The 22,949-nt window shown below is 70.1% G+C and carries 18 protein-coding genes; 11 read left to right on the top strand and 7 right to left on the bottom strand.

Translation table 11 applies throughout. The features are described from left to right. Positions 1–97 precede the first annotated feature (97 nt). Both ACIBCA_RS01615 and ACIBCA_RS01620 read right to left on the bottom strand, forming a co-directional pair. Positions 98–1,465, bottom strand: a complete 1,368-nt coding sequence (locus ACIBCA_RS01615; RefSeq protein WP_396280748.1) for a glycosyltransferase 87 family protein — start codon at positions 1,463–1,465, stop codon at positions 98–100. A 3-nt stretch (positions 1,466–1,468) separates the two neighbouring features. Further along, on the bottom strand, positions 1,469–2,329 hold the full coding sequence (locus ACIBCA_RS01620) for an S-methyl-5'-thioadenosine phosphorylase (protein WP_396280749.1): 861 nt from the start codon (positions 2,327–2,329) through the stop codon (positions 1,469–1,471). Between the two features lie 280 nt (positions 2,330–2,609). On the opposite strand from ACIBCA_RS01620, the gene ACIBCA_RS01625 reads away from it, so the two are divergent. Next, positions 2,610–3,605 carry an alpha/beta fold hydrolase gene (locus tag ACIBCA_RS01625; protein WP_396280750.1) on the top strand — a complete coding sequence of 332 codons (996 nt, stop codon included), beginning with the start codon at positions 2,610–2,612 and terminating at the stop codon, positions 3,603–3,605. 504 nt (positions 3,606–4,109) lie between these two features. Here ACIBCA_RS01625 and ACIBCA_RS01630 read toward each other — a convergent pair. Further along, a complete protein-coding gene (locus ACIBCA_RS01630) occupies positions 4,110–7,229 on the bottom strand; it encodes a hypothetical protein (protein ID WP_396280751.1) in 3,120 nt (1,039 codons plus the stop codon). Between the two features lie 262 nt (positions 7,230–7,491). On the opposite strand from ACIBCA_RS01630, the gene ACIBCA_RS01635 reads away from it, so the two are divergent. Next, complete coding sequence (locus tag ACIBCA_RS01635; protein ID WP_396281222.1) at positions 7,492–8,337, top strand: IS5 family transposase; 846 nt, start codon at positions 7,492–7,494, stop codon at positions 8,335–8,337. Between the two features lie 1,021 nt (positions 8,338–9,358). On the opposite strand, the gene ACIBCA_RS01640 is transcribed toward ACIBCA_RS01635, so the two are convergent. The 4 genes from ACIBCA_RS01640 to ACIBCA_RS01655 form a co-directional block, all read right to left on the bottom strand. Beyond that, positions 9,359–9,607 (bottom strand): hypothetical protein, encoded by a 249-nt coding sequence (locus ACIBCA_RS01640; protein ID WP_396280752.1) that lies wholly within the window; start codon positions 9,605–9,607, stop codon positions 9,359–9,361. 377 nt (positions 9,608–9,984) lie between these two features. Continuing rightward, on the bottom strand, positions 9,985–10,290 hold the full coding sequence (locus tag ACIBCA_RS01645; RefSeq protein ID WP_396280753.1) for a transposase: 306 nt from the start codon (positions 10,288–10,290) through the stop codon (positions 9,985–9,987). Beyond that, complete coding sequence (locus ACIBCA_RS01650; protein WP_396280754.1) at positions 10,287–10,604, bottom strand: hypothetical protein; 318 nt, start codon at positions 10,602–10,604, stop codon at positions 10,287–10,289. Before ACIBCA_RS01650 ends, ACIBCA_RS01645 begins: the two co-directional genes overlap by 4 nt. Before the next feature lie 108 nt (positions 10,605–10,712). Next, the gene (locus ACIBCA_RS01655) at positions 10,713–10,934 is read right to left on the bottom strand and encodes a transposase family protein (protein WP_396280755.1); all 222 of its coding nucleotides are present in this window, start codon (positions 10,932–10,934) and stop codon (positions 10,713–10,715) included. Positions 10,935–11,064: 130 nt separating this feature from the next. On the opposite strand from ACIBCA_RS01655, the gene ACIBCA_RS01660 reads away from it, so the two are divergent. From ACIBCA_RS01660 to cas2e, 9 genes are all read left to right on the top strand, one after another. Next, positions 11,065–11,202, top strand: a complete 138-nt coding sequence (locus ACIBCA_RS01660) for a hypothetical protein (protein ID WP_396280756.1) — start codon at positions 11,065–11,067, stop codon at positions 11,200–11,202. A 1,298-nt stretch (positions 11,203–12,500) separates the two neighbouring features. Then, a complete protein-coding gene (locus ACIBCA_RS01665; protein WP_396280757.1) occupies positions 12,501–13,352 on the top strand; it encodes an ISAs1 family transposase in 852 nt (283 codons plus the stop codon). 207 nt (positions 13,353–13,559) lie between these two features. After that, positions 13,560–18,119 carry a type I-E CRISPR-associated protein Cse1/CasA gene (gene casA / locus ACIBCA_RS01670; protein WP_396280758.1) on the top strand — a complete coding sequence of 1,520 codons (4,560 nt, stop codon included), beginning with the start codon at positions 13,560–13,562 and terminating at the stop codon, positions 18,117–18,119. Further along, on the top strand, positions 18,116–18,874 hold the full coding sequence (gene casB / locus ACIBCA_RS01675) for a type I-E CRISPR-associated protein Cse2/CasB (RefSeq protein WP_396280759.1): 759 nt from the start codon (positions 18,116–18,118) through the stop codon (positions 18,872–18,874). Before casA ends, casB begins: the two co-directional genes overlap by 4 nt. A 43-nt stretch (positions 18,875–18,917) precedes the next feature. Then, positions 18,918–20,120, top strand: a complete 1,203-nt coding sequence (cas7e, locus tag ACIBCA_RS01680) for a type I-E CRISPR-associated protein Cas7/Cse4/CasC (protein ID WP_396281223.1) — start codon at positions 18,918–18,920, stop codon at positions 20,118–20,120. Beyond that, on the top strand, positions 20,117–20,929 hold the full coding sequence (gene cas5e / locus ACIBCA_RS01685; RefSeq protein ID WP_396280760.1) for a type I-E CRISPR-associated protein Cas5/CasD: 813 nt from the start codon (positions 20,117–20,119) through the stop codon (positions 20,927–20,929). The genes cas7e and cas5e overlap by 4 nt, the downstream gene beginning before the upstream one ends. Further along, on the top strand, positions 20,926–21,582 hold the full coding sequence (gene cas6e / locus ACIBCA_RS01690; RefSeq protein ID WP_396280761.1) for a type I-E CRISPR-associated protein Cas6/Cse3/CasE: 657 nt from the start codon (positions 20,926–20,928) through the stop codon (positions 21,580–21,582). The genes cas5e and cas6e overlap by 4 nt, the downstream gene beginning before the upstream one ends. Continuing rightward, on the top strand, positions 21,579–22,574 hold the full coding sequence (cas1e, locus tag ACIBCA_RS01695; protein ID WP_396280762.1) for a type I-E CRISPR-associated endonuclease Cas1e: 996 nt from the start codon (positions 21,579–21,581) through the stop codon (positions 22,572–22,574). Before cas6e ends, cas1e begins: the two co-directional genes overlap by 4 nt. A 34-nt stretch (positions 22,575–22,608) precedes the next feature. Further along, on the top strand, positions 22,609–22,929 hold the full coding sequence (cas2e, locus tag ACIBCA_RS01700) for a type I-E CRISPR-associated endoribonuclease Cas2e (RefSeq protein WP_396280763.1): 321 nt from the start codon (positions 22,609–22,611) through the stop codon (positions 22,927–22,929). The last annotated feature ends 20 nt before the right edge of the window (positions 22,930–22,949 follow it).

Genomic DNA, 22,949 nt, shown 5'->3' on the forward strand with positions numbered 1-22,949 from the left:
GGCCCACGGGCGTGCCGTCGGGGTGTTCCGCTTTTCTGTCCACGGCCCCGATTCGACCAGGTCGGCCCGGGGCTCGGCCAGTGACGGCGGGGATCCGTCAGGGTTTCGTCATCTCCGGCGCCGCGCCGCGCGCAGGGCGGACCGGGGCGGCGCTCACGAGCCTGCGCAGCGCCGGCACCGCCAGGACGCAGGCCAGGGCGAGCGCGTACGCGGTGCGCTGCGCCTGCGGCCCGCCCACCAGGTAGAGCGCCTGTCCGGCGGCCGGGACCGCCAGCCACTCCCACCGTCCGTCGAGCGCCACCAGGACCACCACCAGCAGTCCGTACCAGGGGTAGCTGGGCGCGATGACCAACAGGGCGGTCCCCGTCACCAGGAGCGCGCCCCGCCACGGACGGAGGGGATCACCGCGCCGCAGCACCCACAGCACCACCGCGCCCAGCGCCAGGGCGGCCGCCCACGCGGCCCACCGGTCCGGCACCACCACCCGCAGCAACCCGAACCGGTCGAGGTGCCCCTGCTCGTACCCCTCCTCCCGCAGGTACCCGGGCAGGTAGCCCAGGACGCCCGCACCGGAGACGGCGACGTACGGCAGGTAGGCCAGCGCGAACGTCCCGAGGGCCGCCGCCGGCACCAGCAGGTCGCCCCTCGTCGGCCGCCGGGCCAGCAGCCCGGACAGCGCACCGGGCAGGGCGAGCGCCGGCAGCAGCTTCGTCGCGGCCGCCGCCCCGAGCAGGGCGCCCCCGGCACCGGCCCGGCGGCGGGCCGCACAGCCCAACCCGGCCACCATGAGCAGCGCGCCGAGGGTGTCCACGTGCGCGTCGTTGACCGCCCACACCGTCACGCCCGGACACCACCCCCACAGCGCCGCCCGCCTGCTGCCCCGCCCGACGGCCAGCAGCACGCCGGTGGTGGCGACCGCCAGCAGCGCACCGGCGGCCTGCGCACCGCGCACCCCACCGCCGAAGGGATGCACGGCGAGGAACCACGCCTCCGCGACCGGCGGGTAGACGGTGTGCACGGCCGGCCGGTTGATGCGGGTGCAGTCCCCCGCCGCCGTCCGCCGCTCGTCCCAGGCCGCACAGCCGTCCCCCACCGGGAACAGGCCGCCGTCACGCAGCCGGACCAACGCCGGGTCATCCGGGGTGAACGCGTACGGGGAGATGCCCGCCGCCTGGACCCGCCCGTCCCACACGTACCGGTAGGAGTCGTCGCTGGTACGCGGAGGCGCCAGCAACCCGGCCGCGGCGACCAGGACGCTCCCGGTCAGCACCAGCGGCACCACGTGACGACGGCTCACCTTCCGCAGCAGGAGCAGCGCGAGGACGAAGAGCACGGCGTCGAGTGCGTACCAGCCGTAGAGCGGCGACCGGTCGGCGAGCGTCCCGCCGCCGGTCACGGTCAGGGCGAGGGCCACGGCGAGGGCGGCGACCGCGAGGGCGCAGGTCAGGGAAGGACGGGTGAGCACGGGTCAGTCGCCGGGAAGGCAGTCGCCGGGAAGGCCGGTCGTGAGGCCGTCCAGGGCGCGCGAGCAGACGCACGCGCGGTCGACGGGCAGCATCCCGATCGCCTTGAACAGCACCGTGCGCAGCCGGTCGACGCTCCCCGCGAAGACCTCGAGCACCTCGGCCTGGGTGACGCCCTCGCCGGCCTCCACACCGGCGTCGTGGTCGGTCACGACGGCCACCGAGGTGTAGCAGAGCCCGAGTTCGCGCGCCAGCACCGCCTCGGGGTGCCCCGTCATGCCGACCACCGACCACCCGTTGGCGGTGAACCAGCGGGACTCGGCCCGGGTGGAGAAGCGCGGGCCCTCGATCACCACCAGCGTCCCGCCGTCCACCGGCTCCCAGGCTTCCCCGCGCGCCGCCTCCAGCGCGGCCCGCCGCCCGACGGGGCAGTACGGGTCGGCCATCGACACGTGCACCACCTCGGGTACCGAACCGTCCGGCAGCGGCAGCCCGTCGAAGAAGGTCTGCACCCGCCCCGAGGTCCGGTCCACGAACTGATCCGGCACCAGCAGCGTGCCCGGCCCGTACTCCGGCCGCAGCCCGCCCACCGCACACGGCGCGAGCACCTGCCGCACCCCCAACGAGCGCAGCGCCCACAGGTTCGCCCGGTAGTTGATCCGGTGCGGCGGCAGCTTGTGCCCGCGCCCGTGCCGGGGCACGAACGCCACCCGCCGCCCCGCCACCTCACCCACGAACAGCGCGTCGCTCGGCGGCCCGTACGGCGTCTCGACCCGCACCTCGCGCACCTCGTCCAGCAGCGCGTACAGCCCCGAACCGCCGATCACACCCACCTCGGCCCACGACTCTTCCTGATGCACCGTCATCTCTACCGCCTCTCAGAGGAAGAACGTCCCGGCCACTGTAGGAGCCGACCACGGCGCGCTCCGTGAACCACGGCCTTACGATTCACGGACGTCACCCGTGTCCGGTAGCGGCAGGGTCGCCCACGCCGTCATCCGCCATCGTCGCCGCTCCTTCCATTGGCGCCGCGCCCACCGCCCTGCCCTGCAGGTTTGCCAGAACGGCAAGGCAGGTCGCACCTCCCGCACGTCGCACCGCATGATCGGTGCGTAGACGCGACCCCAGCGATCCCGAGGAGCAGCCATGCACCCGCCCACACCGTCAACTCACCTGCGCCACCGCACCATCGAGGCACCCGCCGGGCGGCTGCACCTGGTCGAGCAGGGCACCGGGCCGCTGGTCGTGCTCGTCCACGGCTTCCCCGAGTCCTGGTACTCCTGGCGCCACCAGCTCCCGGCACTCGCCGCGGCGGGATACCGCGCCGTCGCCCTCGACGTGCGCGGCTACGGCCACTCCTCCAAGCCGACCGCGATGGACGAGTACCGGATGCTCGCCCTGGTGGAGGACAACCTCGCACTCGTACACGCCCTGGGCGAGGAGACGGCGGTGATCATCGGGCACGACTGGGGTGCGAACATCGCGGCGACCTCCGCGCTGCTCCACCCCGAGGTCTTCCGCGCCGTCGGACTGCTGAGTGTCCCCTACGCCCCGCCCGGCGGGCCCCGCCCCACCGACGTCTTCGCACACATGGGCGGCGACCAGGAGTTCTACGTCTCGTACTTCCAGGAACCCGGCCGTGCCGAGGCGGAGATCGAGCCCGACGTCCGGGGCTGGCTCGCCGGCTTCTACGCGGCCCTGTCCGCCGACACCATGCCCACACAGTCCGAGCCCGACCCGCACTTCGTCAACCGCACCGGCGGGCAGCTGCGCGACCGCTTCCCCGACGGCCGGCTGCCCTCCTGGCTGACCGAGGCCGACCTCGACGTGTACGCCGGAGAATTCGAGCGCACCGGCATGACCGGGGCACTCAACCGCTACCGCAGCATGGACCGCGACTGGAAGGACCTCACCCCGTACAACGGCGCCCCCATCACACAACCATCCCTGTTCATCGGCGGCAGCCTGGACGCCTCCACGACCTGGATGGCCGACGCGATCGACGCCTACCCGACGACCCTCCCCGGCCTGGTCTCCTCCCACATCCTGGACGGCTGCGGCCACTGGCTCCAGCAGGAACGCCCCGACGACGTCAACCAGCTCCTGATCGGCTGGCTCGACGCCCTGGCCCCCACCGCATGACCCGCCCGCCCCAGGATGAGTCAACCCCCGCCCGAACCCGGTGGGGCCGCGAGGCACACCACCCGGTCGTCCGAACACGGACGACCCGCCACGCCCGACGCCGTGCGACCTCCGACCGGGCTTCAGCTAGGGCGTTTCTTCTGGATCACCGTGTTATCTGCGCGGGCTGCACCTTGGACGCCCGCCAGAGTTGGGCGAGGGCCGTTGCTCTGATCAGGTCTGGCGTTCTTTGCCGTGTCCGTGTCTGCGTACCTCGCCAGAGCGGACGGTTCGCATCGCCGCCACCTAAGCTGGCACGTCCCTGTAGCGACCGGCTCCGACACGGCGGAGGGTGGCGACCCCGAATATACGGGGCCGCCACCCTTCGGACGGTGTGCCGGCCTGCTTGAACTCTGATCGTCCGGTGGTGGGGCGGCCGTTGTCGCAGTGCGGCCCGCACCCGCGGTCCGCGCCGAACGGGTCGGTGCGGGCCGCGGGTGCGGTTGCTCGGGTGGTGCGGCGGGGCTACTTCTTGTCCGCGCCGTCCTTGCCCTGGTTCATCATGCCGCCGAGGGCGCTGAGGTTGCTGGCGCCGCCGGTGGCCACGGACGCGGCCCCCTTGGCGGCGGCCTCGTTGGCGAGCTGCTGCATCTTCTGCAGGTGTTCGGTGGCGGTCTTGAGGGCTTCCTGGCCGCGTTCGCCGGCGGCCTTGTCGTTGTTCGCGGCGGCCTCGATGCCCTTGGTGAGGACCTGGGTGACGGTGTTGATGCCGCTCATGTCGCGGAACAGGTTGGCGGTGGCGATGACCTGCGCCGTCTGGAGGCCGGCCGGGTCGGGCATCGCCACCAGCGGCGTGAACTTCGCCTCGGAGGCGCTCAGGGCGGCGACCTTGGTGTCCAGGTTCTGCGCGCGCGAGGCGGTGGAGACCGGGGAGATGTCGGCCGGGGTGATCTGGATCGGCGAGTCCTTCCAGTTCCAGAACCGGGTGAGGTCGATCTTCTCCGCCGAGTTGGCCCGGCCGAGTACGGCCTCGGCGAAGACGCCCTTGGTGGCGATCGCCACCGTGCTGGTCACCGGGTTCCCGTAGGCGGTGGCGGTGGCCTTGCGGGCGTTGGTCCACGCCTCGCGTTCCTGCTCACTGGTGAAGTTCCACCGGAAGCCGAGGTAGTTGCCGGTCGCGGCGATCGGCTTGGGGTCCAGCACCGTGCCGAGCAGGACCGGCGGCGCGGTCGAACCGGCGGGCGCGTAGGAGTAGTTGGCGAGGATGCGGCTGAGGGTCAGCTCGTCGGCGTTGGCCCACACGGCCTGGCTGTAGTGGCGGCGGTTGTCGTTCAGGTGGTCCAGCACCGCCTGCGACACGTTCCCGCCGCGCACGTGGAAGCCCAGCGAGTCGACGTAGGTGCGGCTGCCGGACTTGATGACCGAGCCGAACATCCCGCAGATCGCCGAGGCACCGCCCGCGTCCTCCGACAGGTCGGGCGCGGCGGTGGTGGTCTCCGCGACACCGAAGTTCGCCACCCCGGAGGTCATCGTCAGGCGCAGCCCGGCGAGGCTGCCGCGGGCGCCGGTGCCGGACCAGGCGTCGACGGAGATCAGTTTGTCGGCGCCGCCGAAGGTGTAGGAGGCGCGCTGCTGGACGCCGGAGCCGCCGGTGTCGCCGCAGCGGACGGTCTGGCCGGGGAAGATGACCTGGATGCTGCGGATGCCGATCTCGTCGTACCAGACGTCGATGCGGGAGGCGTAGGGGGAGTCGGCCTTGGGCTGGAAGTCGAAGGGCGTCTGCGCGCCCCGCTCCGCGGTGAGGATGCGGGTGAGCACGCCGTCGCCGCGCAGCGCCCACCCGTCTCCCTTGGTGACCGGGGCGGTCTTCGCCGGTACGACGGCGTCCGCGGGGACGGGGCTGCCGTACGGCGTCCATGACGTCGCGCCGGGCAGCAGCATTGAGGACCTGCCGTCGGAGGCGTACGCCACGATCATGCCGTCCATGCTGGGGGCCAGGCGCTGCACGCTCAGTCCGGAGGGGGACAGTTCCTGCCAGCCGCTCTCGGCGCGGGTGAAGGCCTTGCCCTGCCGGCAGTACCAGAGCTTGCCCTTGCTGGTGACGGCGACGTCGTCGGCCTGCACGTTCAGGTTCGTCCAGGTACCGGTATTGGCACGCTGCCAGAGCGTGTTGTCCACGCCGACGAGGTAGAGCGTGTCGTCCACGCCGCAGGCCAGGCCCAGCCCCTGCCAGTCCTGCGCGTCGGCGGCCTTCCAGACCGTCCCGGTGAAGTGCACGAGCTTCTTGTCGGCCCGCAGCCCCCAGAGGATCTCCTTGCCCGGCATGATGCGCTGCAGTCCGCCGCTGGGCAGGCCGGCGGTGGGCATCGGGTTCCACTGCCGGCTGACCGGGTCGAACCGCACCGGGCTGCCGTCTGCCTTGCGCACCCCGTACACGCCCATGGGCCCGGCGGCAATGTCCACCAGGTCCACCCCGTCGAAGTCCTGCCGCATCGGCGCCTCCGGCGCCGTGAGCAGATCGAGCTTGCGCACGGCGGTCTCGAACGGGTTCGCCGCCCGGATCTTCGCCGCCCAGTCGCCCGGCGCCACCGACGCCAGGACCTCCTTGTACCGCTGCAGGCTGGAGTAGGTAAAGGTCAGTTCCTGGAGCGGGATGAACAGGCAGCGTTCCAGCTTCGTCGGCCTGGTCGTGACGCTGTAGACCTGCACGACCTCGTAGTACTGCACCGACATCGCGTGCATGTGGTTGTAGTTGGTGACGACCCGGGTCATCACCTGGTCCTTCTCCGACTGCGACGTCTCGCGCACCACCGTCATGTTGCGACTGCGCGCCGCCGTCGCCAACTGCTGGGTGCGCGCGCTGATGCGCTGGGAGGCCTCGTCCGCCACCGTCTTCACGCCGGTCGAGCGGGAGACCGCCGTCGAGAAGGCGCTGTTCTCCGACGCGCTCCAGTTCGCGCCGATCCCGCCGAAGAACCCCGCGAGGCCGATGCTGCCGCCGCCGCTGGAGGACTTGCTGCGCTGCGTCGCCGAGGAGTCGCCGTACTGCTCCTCGCGGGCGATGGCGTTGGCGACCTCGCTGATCGAGCGGTTCTGGTCGGTGGTGGAGGAGAGGGTGTCGGCCTCGGTGGTCTTCTCCGTGCCGGTGGCCTTCGTGGTGTTCTGCCAGTCGACGACCGCGACCTTCGTGCTCTCCCCGGGCGCGAGGGCGAGGCTGTGCAGCAGGCGGCCGAGCGTGACGCCCTGGGCCGACCAGCTCTGCTCGGTGGTGACGACCATGCCCTCGGCGGGCTTGTCGTAGAACGGCAGGTTCTCCTCGCCCAGGTCGATCGCGCCGGTCAGCTTGCGGCCCGGCTTCGCGTTGGGAATGTCGGTCAGCACCACCGACCGGTAACGGACGATCTCCGTGGGGTAGTTGCCGGTGGTCGGCAGCAGGTCCTTGGGCGTCGCGCCGTCCAGCGACGCCTTGTCCACCTCGTACCCGGGCGACGCACCCGTGCCCGCCGGAGTGGCCGCAGGCGTGGTGGTCGGCGCGGGCGCGGTCGCGGGCGCGGGCGCCGGAGCGGTCGCGGTCGCGGGCGCGGGCGCCGGAGCGGTCGCGGGCGCCGGGGCGCTGCCGGGTGTTCCTGGGGTGGCGGTGGACATGACGAATCCCGTCTGCGGAGGAGAGGTGAGGGCGGAACGGCACGGCACCCGCCACCAACTACCCCCGGTGGCAAGCAGAATGACGCCTTCCGAATCGGAAACCTACACAGAGTGATTACGGCCCGGGCACGCTTTGCCGGGAATGGCTAGAAACGGTGTTCGAACCAATGGCCCTCCCGCAGTGCGGACCGAAAGCCCCACCTTGGCGGCGGGAGAGGAGGTAGGGCCCTGGCCGCCTCTTTCCGGCCATCGGGTCGTTGGCCTGGCCGTGCCGTTGAGCGACGCACAGTGGGCGCGGATCGAGCCGTTGCTGCCGGACCGGACGCCGAAGCGGGGCGGGCGGTGGCGGGACCACCGGCAGGTGATCGACGCGATCGCGTGGAAGTTCCGGACCGGCGCGCAGTGGGTGCACCTGCCGGCCCAGTACGGCTCCTGGAAGGGCGTCTACACCAGGCTGCGGAACTGGGCGATCGACGGGACATGGGAGCAAGTCTTCATGGCCCTGCTCGCCCAGGCCGACGCCGAAGGCGACCTGGGCTGGGTCGTCGCCATCGACTCCACGATCGTGCGCGCCCACCAGCACGCGGCCGGGGCCCGTAGAAGGGCCTCGGCCGAGCCCGCCCACCACGCGATCGGGCGCTCCCGCGGAGGTCTGACCACCAAGATCCACCTTGCCGCGGACAGCCGCTGCCGACCGCTGTGCTTCCACCTCACCCCGGGCCAGGCGAACGATGCGCCCGCTTTCGAGCCCGTCATGGCCGCCCTTCGCGTCCCCAGGGCGGTCGGCCGGCCACGTACACGGCCTGTCATGGTCCTCGCGGATCGGGCCTACTCATCCCGAGCCATCCGCGACCACCTGCGAGGGCGGGGGATCAGGGCCGTGATTCCACAACCCGCCGACCAGATCGCCAACCGCAGACGCAAGGGCCGCCAAGGCGGGCGCCCGCCAACCTTCGACCGCGAGATGTACAACCGGCGCAACACCGTCGAAAGGTGTATCAACCGCCTGAAGAGCTGGCGTGGCCTGGCCACCCGCTACGAGAAGACCGCCACCGTCTTCCAAGCCGGACTTCACATCGCAGGCATCTTCATCTGGTCAGCTCGATGATCCGCAAGAAAGGCCCTAACCCCCGCCAACGCGGGGAGGACAGACCTGGTACGTACCGTCAGGGCCCACACCACGACTGACCCCCGCTCGCGCGCGGGGAGGACGCGACCTGCGGCAGGGAAATGCTCCCGGGCGCCGGCTGACCCCCGCTGGCGCGAGGAGGACGCTTCACGACCTGGGATGTTGTGACGCCTTGGCAATTCCTTTGCCATGTCCCGCTGTTGGTCGAGTCGTAGTGTCAAGAGCGGTGCGAGTTCATGGTGGGATGCGGGTACGACGTCAGTGCCGGAGGTGCAGGGGACAGAGCGATCCCGGTACGGGTCTTCCGCAGTTGCTGCGCCGACGGATGGCACCCGTGGGTGCCTGGTCACCCGAGATCTGCCCGGCGACATTACCCGCGAACTGTATGCGGCCCGATCCGCCCCTCGGCGACACCGGATTCCTGCCGCCGATCTGCAGTACGTCTCCGCGGAGAGGACGCCCTGGGGAGAGAGCGGGCCAAGCGGCCGATGCGGCTGACCTCCGCCGATGCGTAGAGGGTGCGTCTGCTAGCAGCACTGACTGGTTGATACTCGAGTGAACTTCGCCAGCCAGGAGGGGATTTAACCCTTGAAGGTGACGATTCTACTGTTTGGTTGACCCGTGGCAGTGCGGGTCATCATCAGGAGCCCATGTCGCCCCATCTTAAACATCTAGACCTCCGCTCGCGCGGAGAGTTTCGAGCGTTCGCGCCCTCTCACCCCACCGAGAACGGGCACACCTCCGCACTCACGGAGACAGGCTCAGGACGATACACCTCCAAGCATCGCCAAGGTTCTTGGTTGAGTGAGCGTGCGCTCGCTCTCTGGGCCATAAAGCGGCAACGAGAACCGCAAAGGGAGGAAGGGCCGGGCCGACCGGCTGAGGCGTACGGTAATGGGGCGGGAGATCGGCCCTCGGAAATTTGACTTGGGCCGAATCGACCGAAGAAGGTTCGAGGGCCGCCCCATTTCCAGGCGCGAGCAGCCCTCGAAGGCGGTCATCAGAGATAAGAGATTACTTTCTCGACGAGCCTACCCAGGTAGTACAGGGATTGCGCCACCGGCAACATGCCGGTGGCGACTCTCTGGAGTACCTCCCAGAGGTTCTCAAGTCGCTTTTTGATGCGATCCAAGGCACCCTCCTTCCTCTCGGTCGCTCCGTTTTCTTTCAATTGCACGGAGCGGTGGACTTTTAGAAGAGATCCCGAAAGGGAGGCAGGTGGATACTTCACCTCGAGCGGACGGTACACCCTCGAGCACCTCCGACCCCGGCAGGAAAATATGAATTAGGGACAGGCGATCGATAGTGGGACGTCCGTTCGAATTCATCCTCGGACATCCTGCATTCGGATACCTTGGGACAGCCGGGCACGGGAAGGCCCACTCGCCTTCTTGCCACTTTCGCCGCCATGGGCAACCCTTCGACCCCTTCAAAGGGTCACCCTTCTCTCCGATGCCTCACGTTGACGGCACCCCGGACGGCTGATTCCGCGACCACCGCCTACGTCTGCAGGCAAGCTCAAATCGGCCGAAACAAAATGCGAATATCATTTCATTACACAAGCAGAGCTCTCACGCCCCCGGCCAGGGGTGTTTCAAAGTCCCGGTGATCATGTAGACCAGCTGGTCAGGCAAGGCTCAGGAGGTCCAGTGGCCTGGTGAAGGGGTCGTAGGAGACGTGGCGGAGGCCGGCGGCGATGTTGCGGTATCCGTGCTGCCGGAGCGTGTTGGTCGCCAGGTTGCGCAGGGTGGCCATGTTCTCGGGGCCGTGACCGGTGCGGATCTTCGAGGCGTCCTCACCGAAGGTGGTGTCGCGGACGAAGTGGAGCCGGTTCTCGATGGTCCACTGTGACCTGGCGAGCCGGCCCAGCCGCTGGGGTGAGGCTTCTTGCGAGGTCAGGTCAGTGATCGTATAGACGGTCTGGCGGCTCACCGTTCCGGTTCCACCAGCAGGTAGTGGGCCTTCTTGCCCTCCACGAGGAAGCGCGCGTGGTCGCGCTGGGTGTGCAGGGCGTCAGCGGTGACCACGACGCCCGTCAGGTCGTAGGGCTCCAGCAGGGCCGCGGAGCAGGTGATCTCGTTGGTCTTGCCGAGGACCCGCAGCTGGGTGACGGTTCGGCCGTCGCCGGTCGTCGCGGCCAGCAGGTGGGCGGCGAGCGTCTGGCCGTGCCGGGAGCCACGGGCAGCCTTGCCATCCACGGCCACTGTGTCCGCGCCGCCGGGATCGGCACCGGTCAGATCGGCCATGCCTCCGGGGCAGACCAGGTTGACGACCCGTCGGATCGTGGCGGCACTCGGCGCGACGCGCACCCCCAACGCGCCCGCCGCACGGGCGCCCAGCCGGGCCAGGGCCTGCTATGGGGCGTTCGCCGACCACTGGCCGATCGCCGCGTACGAGCGCGCGCCGGCGACCACCGCCGAGGCGGCAACCAGCAGCACCGCCACGAACGGGTGACGCACACCGCGCCGACGGCGCGGATCGGGCAGCGCGCGCAGCCTCTCCGCCAGCGAAAGCCCCGCCACATCCCCCAGAGCGGGCGACTTGACGAGACAGACGGTGGCAGACTGACGGCACATCAAAGCTCCAGCAGTTCAAGGCGACTTGGCAAGGTCACCTCGTTCAACTGGAGCTTCGATGCATACGTGACGGGCCGACCCGGCTCCTCCAGAGCGCGCTGGCCTGCGGACTCATGTGATCACCGAGACTTTGAAAACGCCCCTGGACCGGCTCCAGTCCGACATGGACGAGGCCAAGGAACGTCTCGGCCGCATCGAGGCCGAGAACACCCGCCTAGTCGAGCTCCTGACCGCGCTCGCCCCCGCACAGCTCCGCCGAGCGGTATAGCAGCCGATCACGTTTCCTTGAGGTGGTGCACCCCCCGTTTCAAGACAGCGCAAAAGGCTGGTTTTAGTCTCCCTCGTAAGGCCCAGAGTACCTCTAGGCTGCATGCCAACGGGGATAGATAGTTCTCCGTCATGTTCTCAAGAGTCAGAGAAAAGGGCGAACTTCATGCGTATGGGACGAAAGAGTATTGTAGCGGCATTAGCGGCAGGCTTCATCGGCCTTGGTCTTACCACTGCATCTACGGCATCTGCTCAGGTTTGGCGAGACCCCAGCTGCGCCAACAGTGACATGTCTATCTATATCGGGGCAAACAAGGGATGCTTCCAATGGGACGGAGTGCCGGGCCCGGATGCCTCCGGCTCATACCTCTTGGTCAACGACTGGTATGGCGGCGTCAACTCCGGCATCTATCACCTCACGACGAGCTGGCATGACGTTCTCACCGGAAGGTGGTATACGATTAAGATTGGAACTTGGCAGCAGGCCCAGCAGCCCACATCCAACAGCATGCTGTACGCGGTCGCATTCACCACTGGCTGACCCGGTCGAGCGCCCCATCGCCAGGGGCCAGGCCTTGCGAATAGGGTCAAAGAGGCTCCGGCTGATTATCAGCCGGAGCCTCTTCCATTCCCGGGCGGGCCTTCCACTCGCGGACCTACCACAGCTCCGCCCCCTCCGCCTCTAACCACCCCAACTTCCGAGGGGCCGGCCGCCATGGTCGGCCCCTTCGCATGTCCAAGGAGTGAATTTATTGACTGAGGCTTTCACCGTTATCAGCATCGCCAAGTCGCAGGTCGGCTACCGCGAGGGCCGTGATTCAGACGGCAGTTACAGCAACAACCAGAAGTACAGCCAGGAAGTCCCCGGGCTCGAGTGGTCCAACTACCAAGCGTGGTGCGCGACTTTCGTTTCCTGGGTCGCCGTGAAGGCCGACGTAGCCTCTCTCTATCCCCGAACTGCTTCGTGCAGCAATGCAGTTGAGTGGTTCCAGGATCGGGGCCGGTGGAGTGACTACCCTGCCATCGGGCGCCCAGGTGCTCTACCAGGGGCGTTTTCAAAGTCCCGGTGATCACATGAGTCCGCAGGCCAGCGCGCTCTGGAGGAGCCGGGTCGGCCCGTCACGTATGCATCGAAGCTCCAGTTGAACGAGGTGACCTTGCCAAGTCGCCTGGTCGGCGAACGCCCCATAGCAGGCCCTGGCCCGGCTGGGCGCCCGTGCGGCGGGCGCGTTGGGGGTGCGCGTCGCGCCGAGTGCCGCCACGATCCGACGGGTCGTCAACCTGGTCTGCCCCGGAGGCATGGCCGATCTGACCGGTGCCGATCCCGGCGGCGCGGACACGGTGGCCGTGGATGGCAAGGCTGCCCGTTGCTCCCGGCACGGCCAGACGCTCGCCGCCCACCTGCTGGCCGCGACGACCGGCGACGGCCGAACCGTCACCCAGCTGCGGGTCCTCGGCAAGACCAACGAGATCACCTGCTCCGCGGCCCTGCTGGAGCCCTACGACCTGACGGGCGTCGTGGTCACCGCTGACGCCCTGCACACCCAGCGCGACCACGCGCGACCACGCGCGACCACGCGCGACCACGCGCGATTCCTCGTGGAGGGCAAGAAGGCCCACTACCTGCTGGTGGTCAAGGCCAACCAGCCCGAACTCCACCGTCGGCTGCGGTCACTGCCGTGGAAGGACGTCACCGCGCGCCGCCACGACCGCGAGATCGGCCACAGCCGCCGGGAGACCCGGGCGACCAGAGCCCTCACCGTCACCGGCCTCGGCCTGGACTTCCCCCACGCTGTCCAGGCCGTGCGCCTCCTGCGACACCGCACCGACCTCAAAACCGGAACGGTGAGCCGCCAGACCGTCTATACGATCACTGACCTGACCTCGCAAGAAGCCTCACCCCAGCGGCTGGGCCGGCTCGCCAGGTCACAGTGGACCATCGAGAACCGGCTCCACTTCGTCCGCGACACCACCTTCGGTGAGGACGCCTCGAAGATCCGCACCGGCCACGGCCCCGGGAACATGGCCACCCTGCGCAACCTGACGATCAACACGCTCCGGCAGCACGGATACCGCAACATCGCCGCCGGCCTCCGCCACGTCTCCTACGACCCCTTCACCAGGCCACTGGACCTCCTGAGCCTTGCCTGACCAGCTGGTCTACATGATCACCGGGACTTTGAAACACCCCTGCGCCCCCGGCATGCCCATGACCGAGTGTCCGCTTCTGCCGAATGGCTCTCAACGCACCGGGCAGAGCTGCGCCATTGCGGGCAAATTTGATCGGCTTCGACAATCTATGATCACTTTCAGCAAGCGCATCACAGTCCGCCAACGGGAACTGATAGCTCCTTCCGCATGGGCAATGCTTCCGACGCCACCTCGTTCTGCGGCATCAACACCGTTCTGTGGGGGAAAGAGCACGGTCTCGACAGCACGTATCCGCTGATCTGCCACCTGCTGGACACTGCGGCGGTCGCCGGTGAGTTGTGGGACGAGGTCCTCGGCGGCGGCCTGCGCGCCCGCCTGGTGCAGGGGTTCGGCGTCGGCGAGGCTGAGGCGCGGAGTTCGGTGATGGTGTGGGCGGGGCTGCACGACGTCGGAAAGATCAATCCGTCGTTCCAGGCGCTGGTCGAGGCAGAGTTCGCGAAGCTGGCGTCCAACTCCCGCTACGCGGAGGCATCGAGCCCGGAGTACGTGCGGCACGAGGCGGCGACGCACTGGGGCCTGGTCGACCTCCTGAACCGGTGGGGGTATCCCGCTGAGGGCCGTCGGGTGAGGTCGTGGCCGGCTCACCAGATCCCGCAGCTACTCGGCGGTCATCACGGGTGTTTCGGACGGGTCGTGCAGCGCAAGGAGCTGAACCACCCATCCGCGTACCTGCCCGGATTGGGGACCGCCGAGGGGTGGGCGAAGCAGCGGGTGGCGCACGCGGAGGCGGTGCGCGGGATCGTCGGCGGTGGTGCGGTGCCGGTGTCCGGGCTGTCGGGATGGGCTGCGGTGGTGGTGCTTGGGCTCGTGGTGGTCGCGGACTGGTTGGTGAGCCAAGTCGAGGTGATCGAGGGTCGGATCCCGGCCGAGGGATGGGTGGCGACCGAAGAAGTGCTGAGGGCGCATTTCGACGAGGCGGTTTCCGGTGCGAAGGGCTGGGTGGCGGAGGCGGGCCTGGGCCGGGCGAGGTTCCCCGCTCGAGCGATCGAGGAGATGTTCGACTTCGACGAGGCGAATCCCCTGCAGCGCAGCCTGGCTGAGGAACTGCCGGCGTTGGTGAAGGGGCCGGGTCTGGTCCTGGTGACGGCGCCGACCGGCGACGGGAAGAGTGAGGCGGCATTGTTCGCGGCCTCCGAGCTGGCAAGGGCCTCGGGGGCCGGGGGCCTGTACTTCGCGTTGCCGACGATGGCGACCGCGGACGCGATGTTCGAGCGGGTCCGGAAGTTCGCCGACGACAACCTCGAAGGCGCCCTCGGATTGATGCCGGTGCACGGGATGGCTCGGCTCAGCCCGCTGTTCAAACCGGTGCAGGAGCCCAGGGAGAGCGAGGAGGAGGTCCGGGAGCGCAAGGGGATCTCCTCGCAGGAGTGCACCGCGACGGAGGCCACGCAGTGGCTGTGGGCGGGCCGGCGCGGGTTGTTGGCGCCGCTCGCGGTGGGGACGGTCGACCAGGCGCTCACCGGGGTTCTGCCGGTGCGCTACGGGTTCCTGCGCCTGTTCGGTTTGGCGAACAAGGTGCTGGTCATCGACGAGGCGCACGCGTACGGACCGTGGATGCACAGCCTGCTGGTGGGGTTGCTGGAGTGGATGGGGGCGTTGGGCGCGCCGGTGGTGCTGCTGTCGGCGACGTTGACGGGCCGGGCGGCATCGTCGCTGGTGGAGGCGTACCGGCGCGGTACGGGTGCGCAGGATCGGCAGCCGATCGAGCCGTGCTATCCGGGCTGGCTGTTCGTGGACGCGACGACGGGCCGGGTGAGCGAACCGCGACCGGTGGGGAGCGATCGGGAGCGGGAGTTGGCGGTGGAGCGGCGGCCGGTGCGGTGGGACGTGCAGGAGGTCGGCGCGCCGGTGGCGGGGTCGCGCCGGGCGGCGCTGGTGGAGCTGCTGGCGCCGGTGGTGGACGGTGGCGGGTGCGTGCTGGTGTGCTGCACGACCGTCGAGGAGGCGCAGCACACGTTCCTGTTCCTTCGGGAGGAGTTTCCCGGGTTGGCGGGGCGCGAGGGGGGTTTGCGGCTGCTGCATTCGCGGTTTCCGGCCTTCGAGCGGGAGCGAATCTCGGCGGAGTGCGAGGAGGCGTTCGGCAAGAGGAGCGGTGGTGGGGTGAGGGCGGGGTCGGTGCTGGTGGCGACGCAGGTGGTGGAGCAGTCGCTGGATCTGGACTTCGACTTGGTGGTGTCGGATCTGGCGCCGTTGGCGCAGTTGTTGCAGCGGGCGGGGCGCGGGTGGCGGCACCGACGCGATGACCGGCCCGGGTGGGCGGGTGCGAGGTCCCGGCTGGTGGTGTTGGAGCCGGTGGGGGATCACGGTGGGGTGCGGGTGCCTGGGTCGTGGGGGTCGGTGTACGACGGGTCGTTGCTGGTGCGGACGAGCACGCTGCTGGCGGGGCTGGGCGGGCGTGCCGTTGCGGTACCGGGGGATGTGCAAGGGCTGGTGGACGCGGTGTACGAGGAGGACTTCGGGCGGCGGCTGGAGGAGTCGGCGCGGCGGGAGTTCGAGCGGTGGGATGTGCGGCGCGAGGCGGGGGAACTGGCGGAGGCGCAGCTCGCCGATCTGGTGCGGATTCCGGCGCCTGGGGACGTGGACGGTGACTGGTCGGTGCTGACGAGCGCTCCTGAGGGGGTGTCGGAGGAGTTGTTGGCGACGCGGTTGGGCGCGGAGACGGCGCGGGTGGTGTTCGTGTTCGCGGGCGCGCAGGGCGGACTGAGTCTGGATCGTGGGGGCGAGGTTCGGGTACCGGGCTGGTCACGGCGCAAGGGTGTGCGGCGTGATGACGCGGTCGAGGTGCTTCGGCGGTCGGTGCCACTGCCGGCCGGCTGGGTGCGCGGGGAGTCGGAGGGCGATCCGCTCGCGAAGCCCTGGACGAAGACGGCGATGCTCAAGGGCTTGCGGCTGGTGGTGCTGCGTGAGGACCGCGAGGGCCGGTGGATCGGCCGGGTCGGCGGTCAGGAACTCCAGCTGTCCGAGGTCGGGGTGACGCGCGGCTGGACGGTGGATGCCTCGCTTCCGCAGGCCGCTGCGGCCGTGCCGTCCCCGGGCGACGCCGCAGGCGGGCCGGAAGCGGTGGTGCGCCGGATACCGGCGGCGAGCGCTGAGAAGAGGAGAGGTGGGGCTGTGACGGTGTCCGATGCACCGCCGGTGTTCAATCTGGTCGACGAGCCGTGGATCCCGGTGCGGTGGCTCCCGGACCTGCCGCCGCTCCCGGAGGGCGGGGAGCGTCCCTCGGCCGTGGGTCTGCGGCGGCTGCTGGTGGACGCGCACGAGATCGAGGAGATCTCCGTCGGCCTGCCGCCGGCTCTCGCCGGGCTGCACCGGGTGCTCGCGGCGATCACGGCCCGGGTGACGGGCCTGGACGAGCGCGGCCCCGGGCTGTGGGGGACGCGGCGCGAACGCGCCCAGGACGAAAGGCGGTTCGACGCGGAGGCCGTCGCCGCCTACCTCGACCGGTACTGGCACCGGTTCGACGTGTTCGACCCGGTGCGGCCGTTCCTGCAGGACCCGCGGCTGGCGCAGCAGTGCGACGCGTCGAACACCGCCGGGGTGGACAAGCTGGTGACGACCAGGCCGTCGGGCAACAACCACGCCTGGTTCGAGCACGTGTCCGTCGGGGCCCCTGTACTGCCGGAAACGGCCGAGGCGGTGCTGCACTTGCTGGTGTGGCACTACTTCGGGCCGTCGGGCCGGTGCTCGAGCCGGACCGTCGGCTCGGTGAAGGCCGCGGACGCGAAGGCCGGCCCGCTGCGCAGTTCCCTGTCCTACCACCCGCAGGGGGCGAGCCTGTTCGAGACGCTGCTGGCGAACCTGGTGGAGCCGGGGGGCCAGGTGCGGCGGGAGGAGGACCTGTGCCCGTGGGAGCGGGCGGAGTTGAACGATCCGCTGGGGGTGCCGCCCAGAGTGCAGGGCCCGTGCTCGTCGTTGACGGGGCGTTCGCAGCACGCGCTGCTGCTGGTACCGGACAGGGACGAACGGCGCGTGCGGGATGCGTTCATCACCTGGGCGTGGCGGGAGAAGGTCCCGCGGGAGGGTGATCCGTATCTGATCTGGCAGTTCTCGAAGGAGGGAAACTCCTACCCGCGGCCGGCGGACTCGGGCAGGGCGCTGTGGCGGGACGTGGACGCGCTGCTGCTGAACGAGGTGCCGGGCCAGAGCCGGCCGCAGCGCCCGGAGGTGTTCCGGACGGCGCCGGATGTGTCGGAGTGGCTGCGGGTGCGAGCGCTGGGGTTCGAGCAGGACGGCCAGGCGAAGGACGTGCAGTTCGTCGACGCGTCGACGCCGCCGGTGCTGGGGGTCTCGGAGCGTCTGGCCCCGGAGTCGGCCCGGGCGGTGAGCGAGTTGCGATCGGCGGGAGAGTTGTACGGGCGGCGGCTGGATCTGGCGGTGAAGCGGGCGTGGCAGCAGTTCACCGCCGCGCCGAAGCTCGGCGAGAGCGCATGGGCGGTGGAGGCGGGTGCGCGGTACTGGCCCGCTGCGGAGGCCGAGTTCTGGGCCCGGTTCGGACGGCGGGACTTCGACCGGGCGAGCGCGGTGTTCCGTCGGCTCGCTGAGGAGGCGTTCGAGGCGGTGACCATGCGGGCCGTGGCGTCGGTGCGGGGCGCGCGGGCCTGCGAGGCGGCGCGGATCGAGTTGTACGGCGGGCGGCGCGGAAGCGCCCCCACCTCGGCGGCGGGTGGCCCCGCCCGACGGAGTGCGAGCAAGGAGGCGGCCAAGTGAGCGAAACCGTGACGGTGGCCGAACAGGACCGGCTTGTGGCGCCGGCGGACGGCGGCGTTCCCGCTCAGCGGGGGCGCCGTCGGCCGACAGGCCCGGAAGCGTTCACCGCATGGGTGGAGCAACGGTGCGCGGCGGATCCGGGCGTGCGGTCGGCGCTGCGACGCGGGGCGGGCAAGGGCCTGGACCGTGTGCCGTCGATGCACCGGTTCGTGGCGCGGTGGCTGCCCGATGACGCGAAGGAGGACACCCAGCGGGCGTACTACACGGTGGCGGCGATGATCGCCGCGCAGCGGCGCAGCCAGTACACGGCGCCCGCGGGCGCGGAGGACGAGATCGTGGAGGCCGAAGCGGGCCGAGCCGCCCGAGGCGCGTCGCATGACGTAGCCGGAGAACGGGTGGAAAGCAGGCCGCGGGAACCGCAGCGGCCGCCGCGGCAGAGCCTGGGTCGGTCGTTCGCGCAGGCGGTGGCGGCCGGGGGGATGCGGGAGAGTTCGGCGGAGACGCGGCTCAACCTGCTGTCGCGCCAGAGCGTGGACGGCCTGCACCGGCACCTGCCGGGATCTGTACGGCAGTTGCGTGCGGCCGGGGCGCAGGTGGAGTGGGCGTCGCTGCTGCTGGATCTGGCGGGCTGGCGCCGGTACGGGGGCGAGGTGAAGCGGCGCTGGCTGCAGGACTTCTACCAGGAGCGCCACCGGTCGGGCCTGCGCGCGGCGCGGGAAGCGGATGGCGTAGCGGACGGCGACGTCGACGAGTAGCAGGGGCAGGACCGGGTGTCGGTTGCCGGACGACACCCAGTCAATGCAGGTTCATGACAATTATTTGAGGGAGAAGAGCATCGTGGCGAAGTCGGACGCGGGTACCGTCGCGCGATTCGTGGACGTACACGTGGTACAGAGCGTGCCGTTCGCAAATCTCAACCGGGATGATACAAACTCGGTCAAAACGGTCTCCTACGGCGGAGCCGAGCGGACCCGGGTGAGCAGCCAGTCGTGGAAGCGCGCGACGCGCACCTACTTCCAGGAGCAGATGGGCGACGCGGCGCTGCGCACACGGCGCATCGGCGAGCGGGTGGCGCGACTGCTGGAGAAGGAGCACGGCTGGCCGGGCGCACTGGCGGCACGGGCGGGCCAGCACGTGGCGGCGGGCAGCAGCATCAAGTTCGAGGTCGACGCCAACACCACGGCGGTGACGACGAACGCCATGGTGTACGTGCCACACGGCGCAGTCGCGGAACTCGCCGAACTGGCGGAGGAGTTCCGGGCCGCGCTGGAGGCGGCGAAGGACATCAGGAAGGCGAGCGAAAAGAGCATCCTGCCCCAGAGCCGGATCGACGCGGTGCTGCGCTCGCGCAACGGTGTGATCAACCTGTTCGGGCGGATGCTGGCCGAGGTCGACGGCGCGGGCGTGGACGGAGCAGTACAGGTCGCCCACGCATTGACCACGCACGGCACCGACATCGAGCTGGACTACTTCTCGGCCGTCGACGACGTGACCGATTTCTGGAGCGACAGCACCGGCAGCGCGCACATGGGGCACGCCGAGTTCTCCGCCGGGGTGTTCTACCGCTTCGCGACGATCGACCTTCAGGAACTGGCCGGCAATCTCGGCGGCGACCTGGCATCCGCGCGGGAACTTGCGGCCGGCTTCCTGGAGGCGTTCGTCCTGTCGCTCCCCCAGGCGAAGAAGACCGCCACCGCGCCGCACACCATCCCCGACCTGGCGCACATCGCGGTGCGCTCCGACCGGCCGCTGTCCTTCGCCGCAGCGTTCGAGAAGCCCGTGCGCGCCGGCCAGGAAGGCGGCTACTCCGGGCCTTCGCGCACCGCGCTGGCCGAGTACGCGACGGCGGCGAACACGCTGCTCGGCAACCGCGGTGTGGTGTCGGCCGGCTGGGCCGGGATCGACCCGAAGGGCCCGAAGGAGTTGGGCGAGCGGGCCGAGTCCTTCCCCGCGCTGATCGACGCCGCCATCGCCGCAGCCTACCCGCGGGCCGGCCGGTGAGCAGTGAGTCGGGCCTGCTGCTGCGGCTGGCCGGCCCGCTGCAGTCCTGGGGCGAGCGCAGCAAGTTCAACGAACGCGACACCGCCCCCTTCCCCACCCGCTCCGGGGTGATCGGCCTGCTCGCCTGCGCGCTCGGCCGACGGCGCGGGGACGACATCGCGGACCTGGCCCGACTGTCGCTGACGGTGCGCGCCGACAGGCCCGGGGTACTGCTGCGCGACCTGCATACCGTGGGCGGTGGGCTGCCCGCCCGGCGAACTGTGACCACCGCCGAGGGCAAGAAGCGACCCGCGGCCGCGGCGACGCTGCTGTCCCACCGCCACTACCTCGCGGACGCGGTGTTCGCCGCTGCACTCACCGGCCCCGGCGATGTCCTGGCAGCGTGCGCCGCCGCCCTGCGCGAACCGTTCTGGCCCCCTTACCTGGGACGGCGCTCCTGCCCGCCCGAAGGGCCGGTGCTGCTGGGCGAGTTCGACGACGTCCGACGGCACTTGGTGGAACTGCCGCTGGCCCGCGTCCGCCGGGAGACGGCCGCCACCGTGCCGGTGCTCTTCCACGGCGACCGGTCCCTCGCCGACCTGGCTCCCGCAGAGCCGGACGCCCCTGACGGCAGCGAGGCGGCCGGGCAGGTGAACGACCAGCCGCTGGACTTCCACCAACACCGCCGCGCCTACCGAAGCCGCTCCCGCTACCAGCGCACCCTGCACCTTCCCGCCGACCGGTGCCACGGCCTGGGCATCGCCTACCTCAAGGCCCTCACCGCCTACCTCGCCCCCCACTCCCCCCGCCCCGAAGGCTCGCCGGCATGACCCTGTGGCTCACCCGCATCATCCCCGACCAGCGGCACCCCGCCGTCCACCGCGACAGCGCCGACGCCGTCAACCTCCACCACAGGATCATGTCGCTGTTCCCCGACGACGTCCCCAGCACCGAACCCCGCCGCCACCTCGGCATCCTCTTCCGCACCGAGACCGGCCGCGAGGGCGAACGGATCCTGCTCCAGAGCAACCGCCGGCCCGACCTCACCCAACTCCCCGCCGGCTACGGCCCCGCCGCCACCAAACCCCTCACCCCGCTCCTCGACGCCCTGCGCAAGGGCCTGCCCGTGCGCTACCGCATCGCCGCCAACGCCGTCCGCAAACCCGGCGCCACCACCCGCGCCCTGTACAACCTCCCCGACGTCGTCCCCCTCAACGGCCGGAACGCCGACGAATGGTGGACCCGCCAAGCCGAAACCTCCGGCCTCACCCTCACCACCCTGCACTCCATCCCCCTGGACGCCGCCACCGGCGATCACCACCAGAACCGGCAGCGCATCCACCACGCCCGCACCCTCTTCGAAGGCACCGCCCACATCACCGACCCCGACCTCCTCCGCACCCGCATCCACGAAGGCATCGGCCGCGGCAAGGCATACGGCTGCGGCATGCTCAGCATCGCCCCTCGCCGGGAACCCGCATGACACCCCCGCGCCCGCGCCCCGCAACCGCCACCCGCGCCCGGCGCAATCTCGCCGCACCGACCGTGGCCATGCTTCCCCGCATCGCCGACTCCCTGTCCTTCCTCTACCTCGACCTCGTCCGGATCGTCCAGGACGACACCGGCGTCCGCGCCGAGATCAACACCGCCCAACGCGGCACCGAGATCGTCTACCTGCCCACCGCAGCCCTCAGTTGCGTCCTGCTCGGCCCCGGCACCTCCATCACCGCCCGCGCACTGGCCACCCTCGCCCGCCACGGCACCACCGTCCTCATCGCGGGCTCCGGCGGCGTGCGCTGCTACGCCGCCGCCCTACCCGAATCCCTCAGCACCACCTGGCTCGAACGCCAAGCACGGGCCTGGGCCGACGACCGCCAACGCATGGCCGTCGCCGTCGCCATGTACCAGCAGCGCTTCGGCGGCATTGACATGCCCGGTGACATCAACCTCGACAAACTCCGCGGCATGGAAGGCCAGCGCGTCAAAGCCCACTACCGCCTCCTCGCCCAGCAGCACCGCATCGGACGCTTCCGCCGCAACTACGACCCCGACTCCTGGGAGACCCAAGACCCCGTCAACCTCGCCCTGTCCGCCGCCAACACCTGCCTCTACGGCATCGTCCACGCCGCGATCCTCGCCCTCGGCTGCTCCCCCGCCCTCGGTTTCGTCCACAGCGGCAACCAGCAGGCATTCGTCTACGACATCGCCGACCTCTACAAGGCCGAGCTGACCATCCCCCTCGCCTTCTCCCTCCACTCCTCCACCGAACCCGAAGCCGAAGCACGCCGCGGCTTCCGGGAGGGACTCCGCCTCTTCAAACTCCTCCCCAGGATCGTCACCGACGTACAACGCCTCCTCGCCCTCGGCACCGACATCACCACCCCAGACCCTGACGAACAACTCGTCGACCTCTGGGACCCAGTCGTCGGCGTCGTCCCCGGCGGCGTCAACTACTCCACAGGAGAAGCACGGTGAACCGCCACCAGGCCGCCACCTCCCAGGAGTTACCATGGCGTCCCTGACCGTCCTGTCGATGACCGCCGTCCCGGACCACCTGCGCGGCGCCCTGACCCGATGGCTGCTGGAAGTCACACCGCAGCTGTACGTCGGCACCATCTCCGCCAGAGTCCGCGACGAACTCTGGTCAACCGTCAGCAACTGCATCGCCGACGGAGTCGCCGTACTCGTTTGCCCCGCCGCAAACGAACAGGGATTCGCGCTCAGGACAGCAGGAGCCCACCGGCGCCAGCCCATCGACTTCGACGGCCTACTGCTCATCGCCCAGGCTCGGGCAACCACACCAGAGGGTCAAGAAGTCGCAAACTCCTAGAGAAGGCGCAGGTCAAAAAG

The organism is Kitasatospora sp. NPDC051170 (genome assembly GCF_044455705.1).
Taxonomy (GTDB): Bacteria; Actinomycetota; Actinomycetes; order Streptomycetales; family Streptomycetaceae; genus Kitasatospora.

What these genes read in the sequence shown, in the direction of transcription:
- ACIBCA_RS01620 (WP_396280749.1), bottom strand. Translation starts at nt 2,329, where the DNA reads ATGACGGTGCATCAGGAAGAGTCGTGGGCCGAGGTGGGTGTGATCGGC.
- ACIBCA_RS01625 (WP_396280750.1), top strand. Translation starts at nt 2,610, where the DNA reads ATGCACCCGCCCACACCGTCAACTCACCTGCGCCACCGCACCATCGAG.
- ACIBCA_RS01630 (WP_396280751.1), bottom strand. Translation starts at nt 7,229, where the DNA reads ATGTCCACCGCCACCCCAGGAACACCCGGCAGCGCCCCGGCGCCCGCG.
- ACIBCA_RS01650 (WP_396280754.1), bottom strand. Translation starts at nt 10,604, where the DNA reads ATGGCCGATCTGACCGGTGCCGATCCCGGCGGCGCGGACACAGTGGCC.
- ACIBCA_RS01655 (WP_396280755.1), bottom strand. Translation starts at nt 10,934, where the DNA reads ATGTGCCGTCAGTCTGCCACCGTCTGTCTCGTCAAGTCGCCCGCTCTG.
- ACIBCA_RS01665 (WP_396280757.1), top strand. Translation starts at nt 12,501, where the DNA reads ATGGCCGATCTGACCGGTGCCGATCCCGGCGGCGCGGACACGGTGGCC.
- casA (WP_396280758.1), top strand. Translation starts at nt 13,560, where the DNA reads ATGGGCAATGCTTCCGACGCCACCTCGTTCTGCGGCATCAACACCGTT.
- cas7e (WP_396281223.1), top strand. Translation starts at nt 18,918, where the DNA reads ATGCAGGTTCATGACAATTATTTGAGGGAGAAGAGCATCGTGGCGAAG.
- cas6e (WP_396280761.1), top strand. Translation starts at nt 20,926, where the DNA reads ATGACCCTGTGGCTCACCCGCATCATCCCCGACCAGCGGCACCCCGCC.
- cas1e (WP_396280762.1), top strand. Translation starts at nt 21,579, where the DNA reads ATGACACCCCCGCGCCCGCGCCCCGCAACCGCCACCCGCGCCCGGCGC.
- cas2e (WP_396280763.1), top strand. Translation starts at nt 22,609, where the DNA reads ATGGCGTCCCTGACCGTCCTGTCGATGACCGCCGTCCCGGACCACCTG.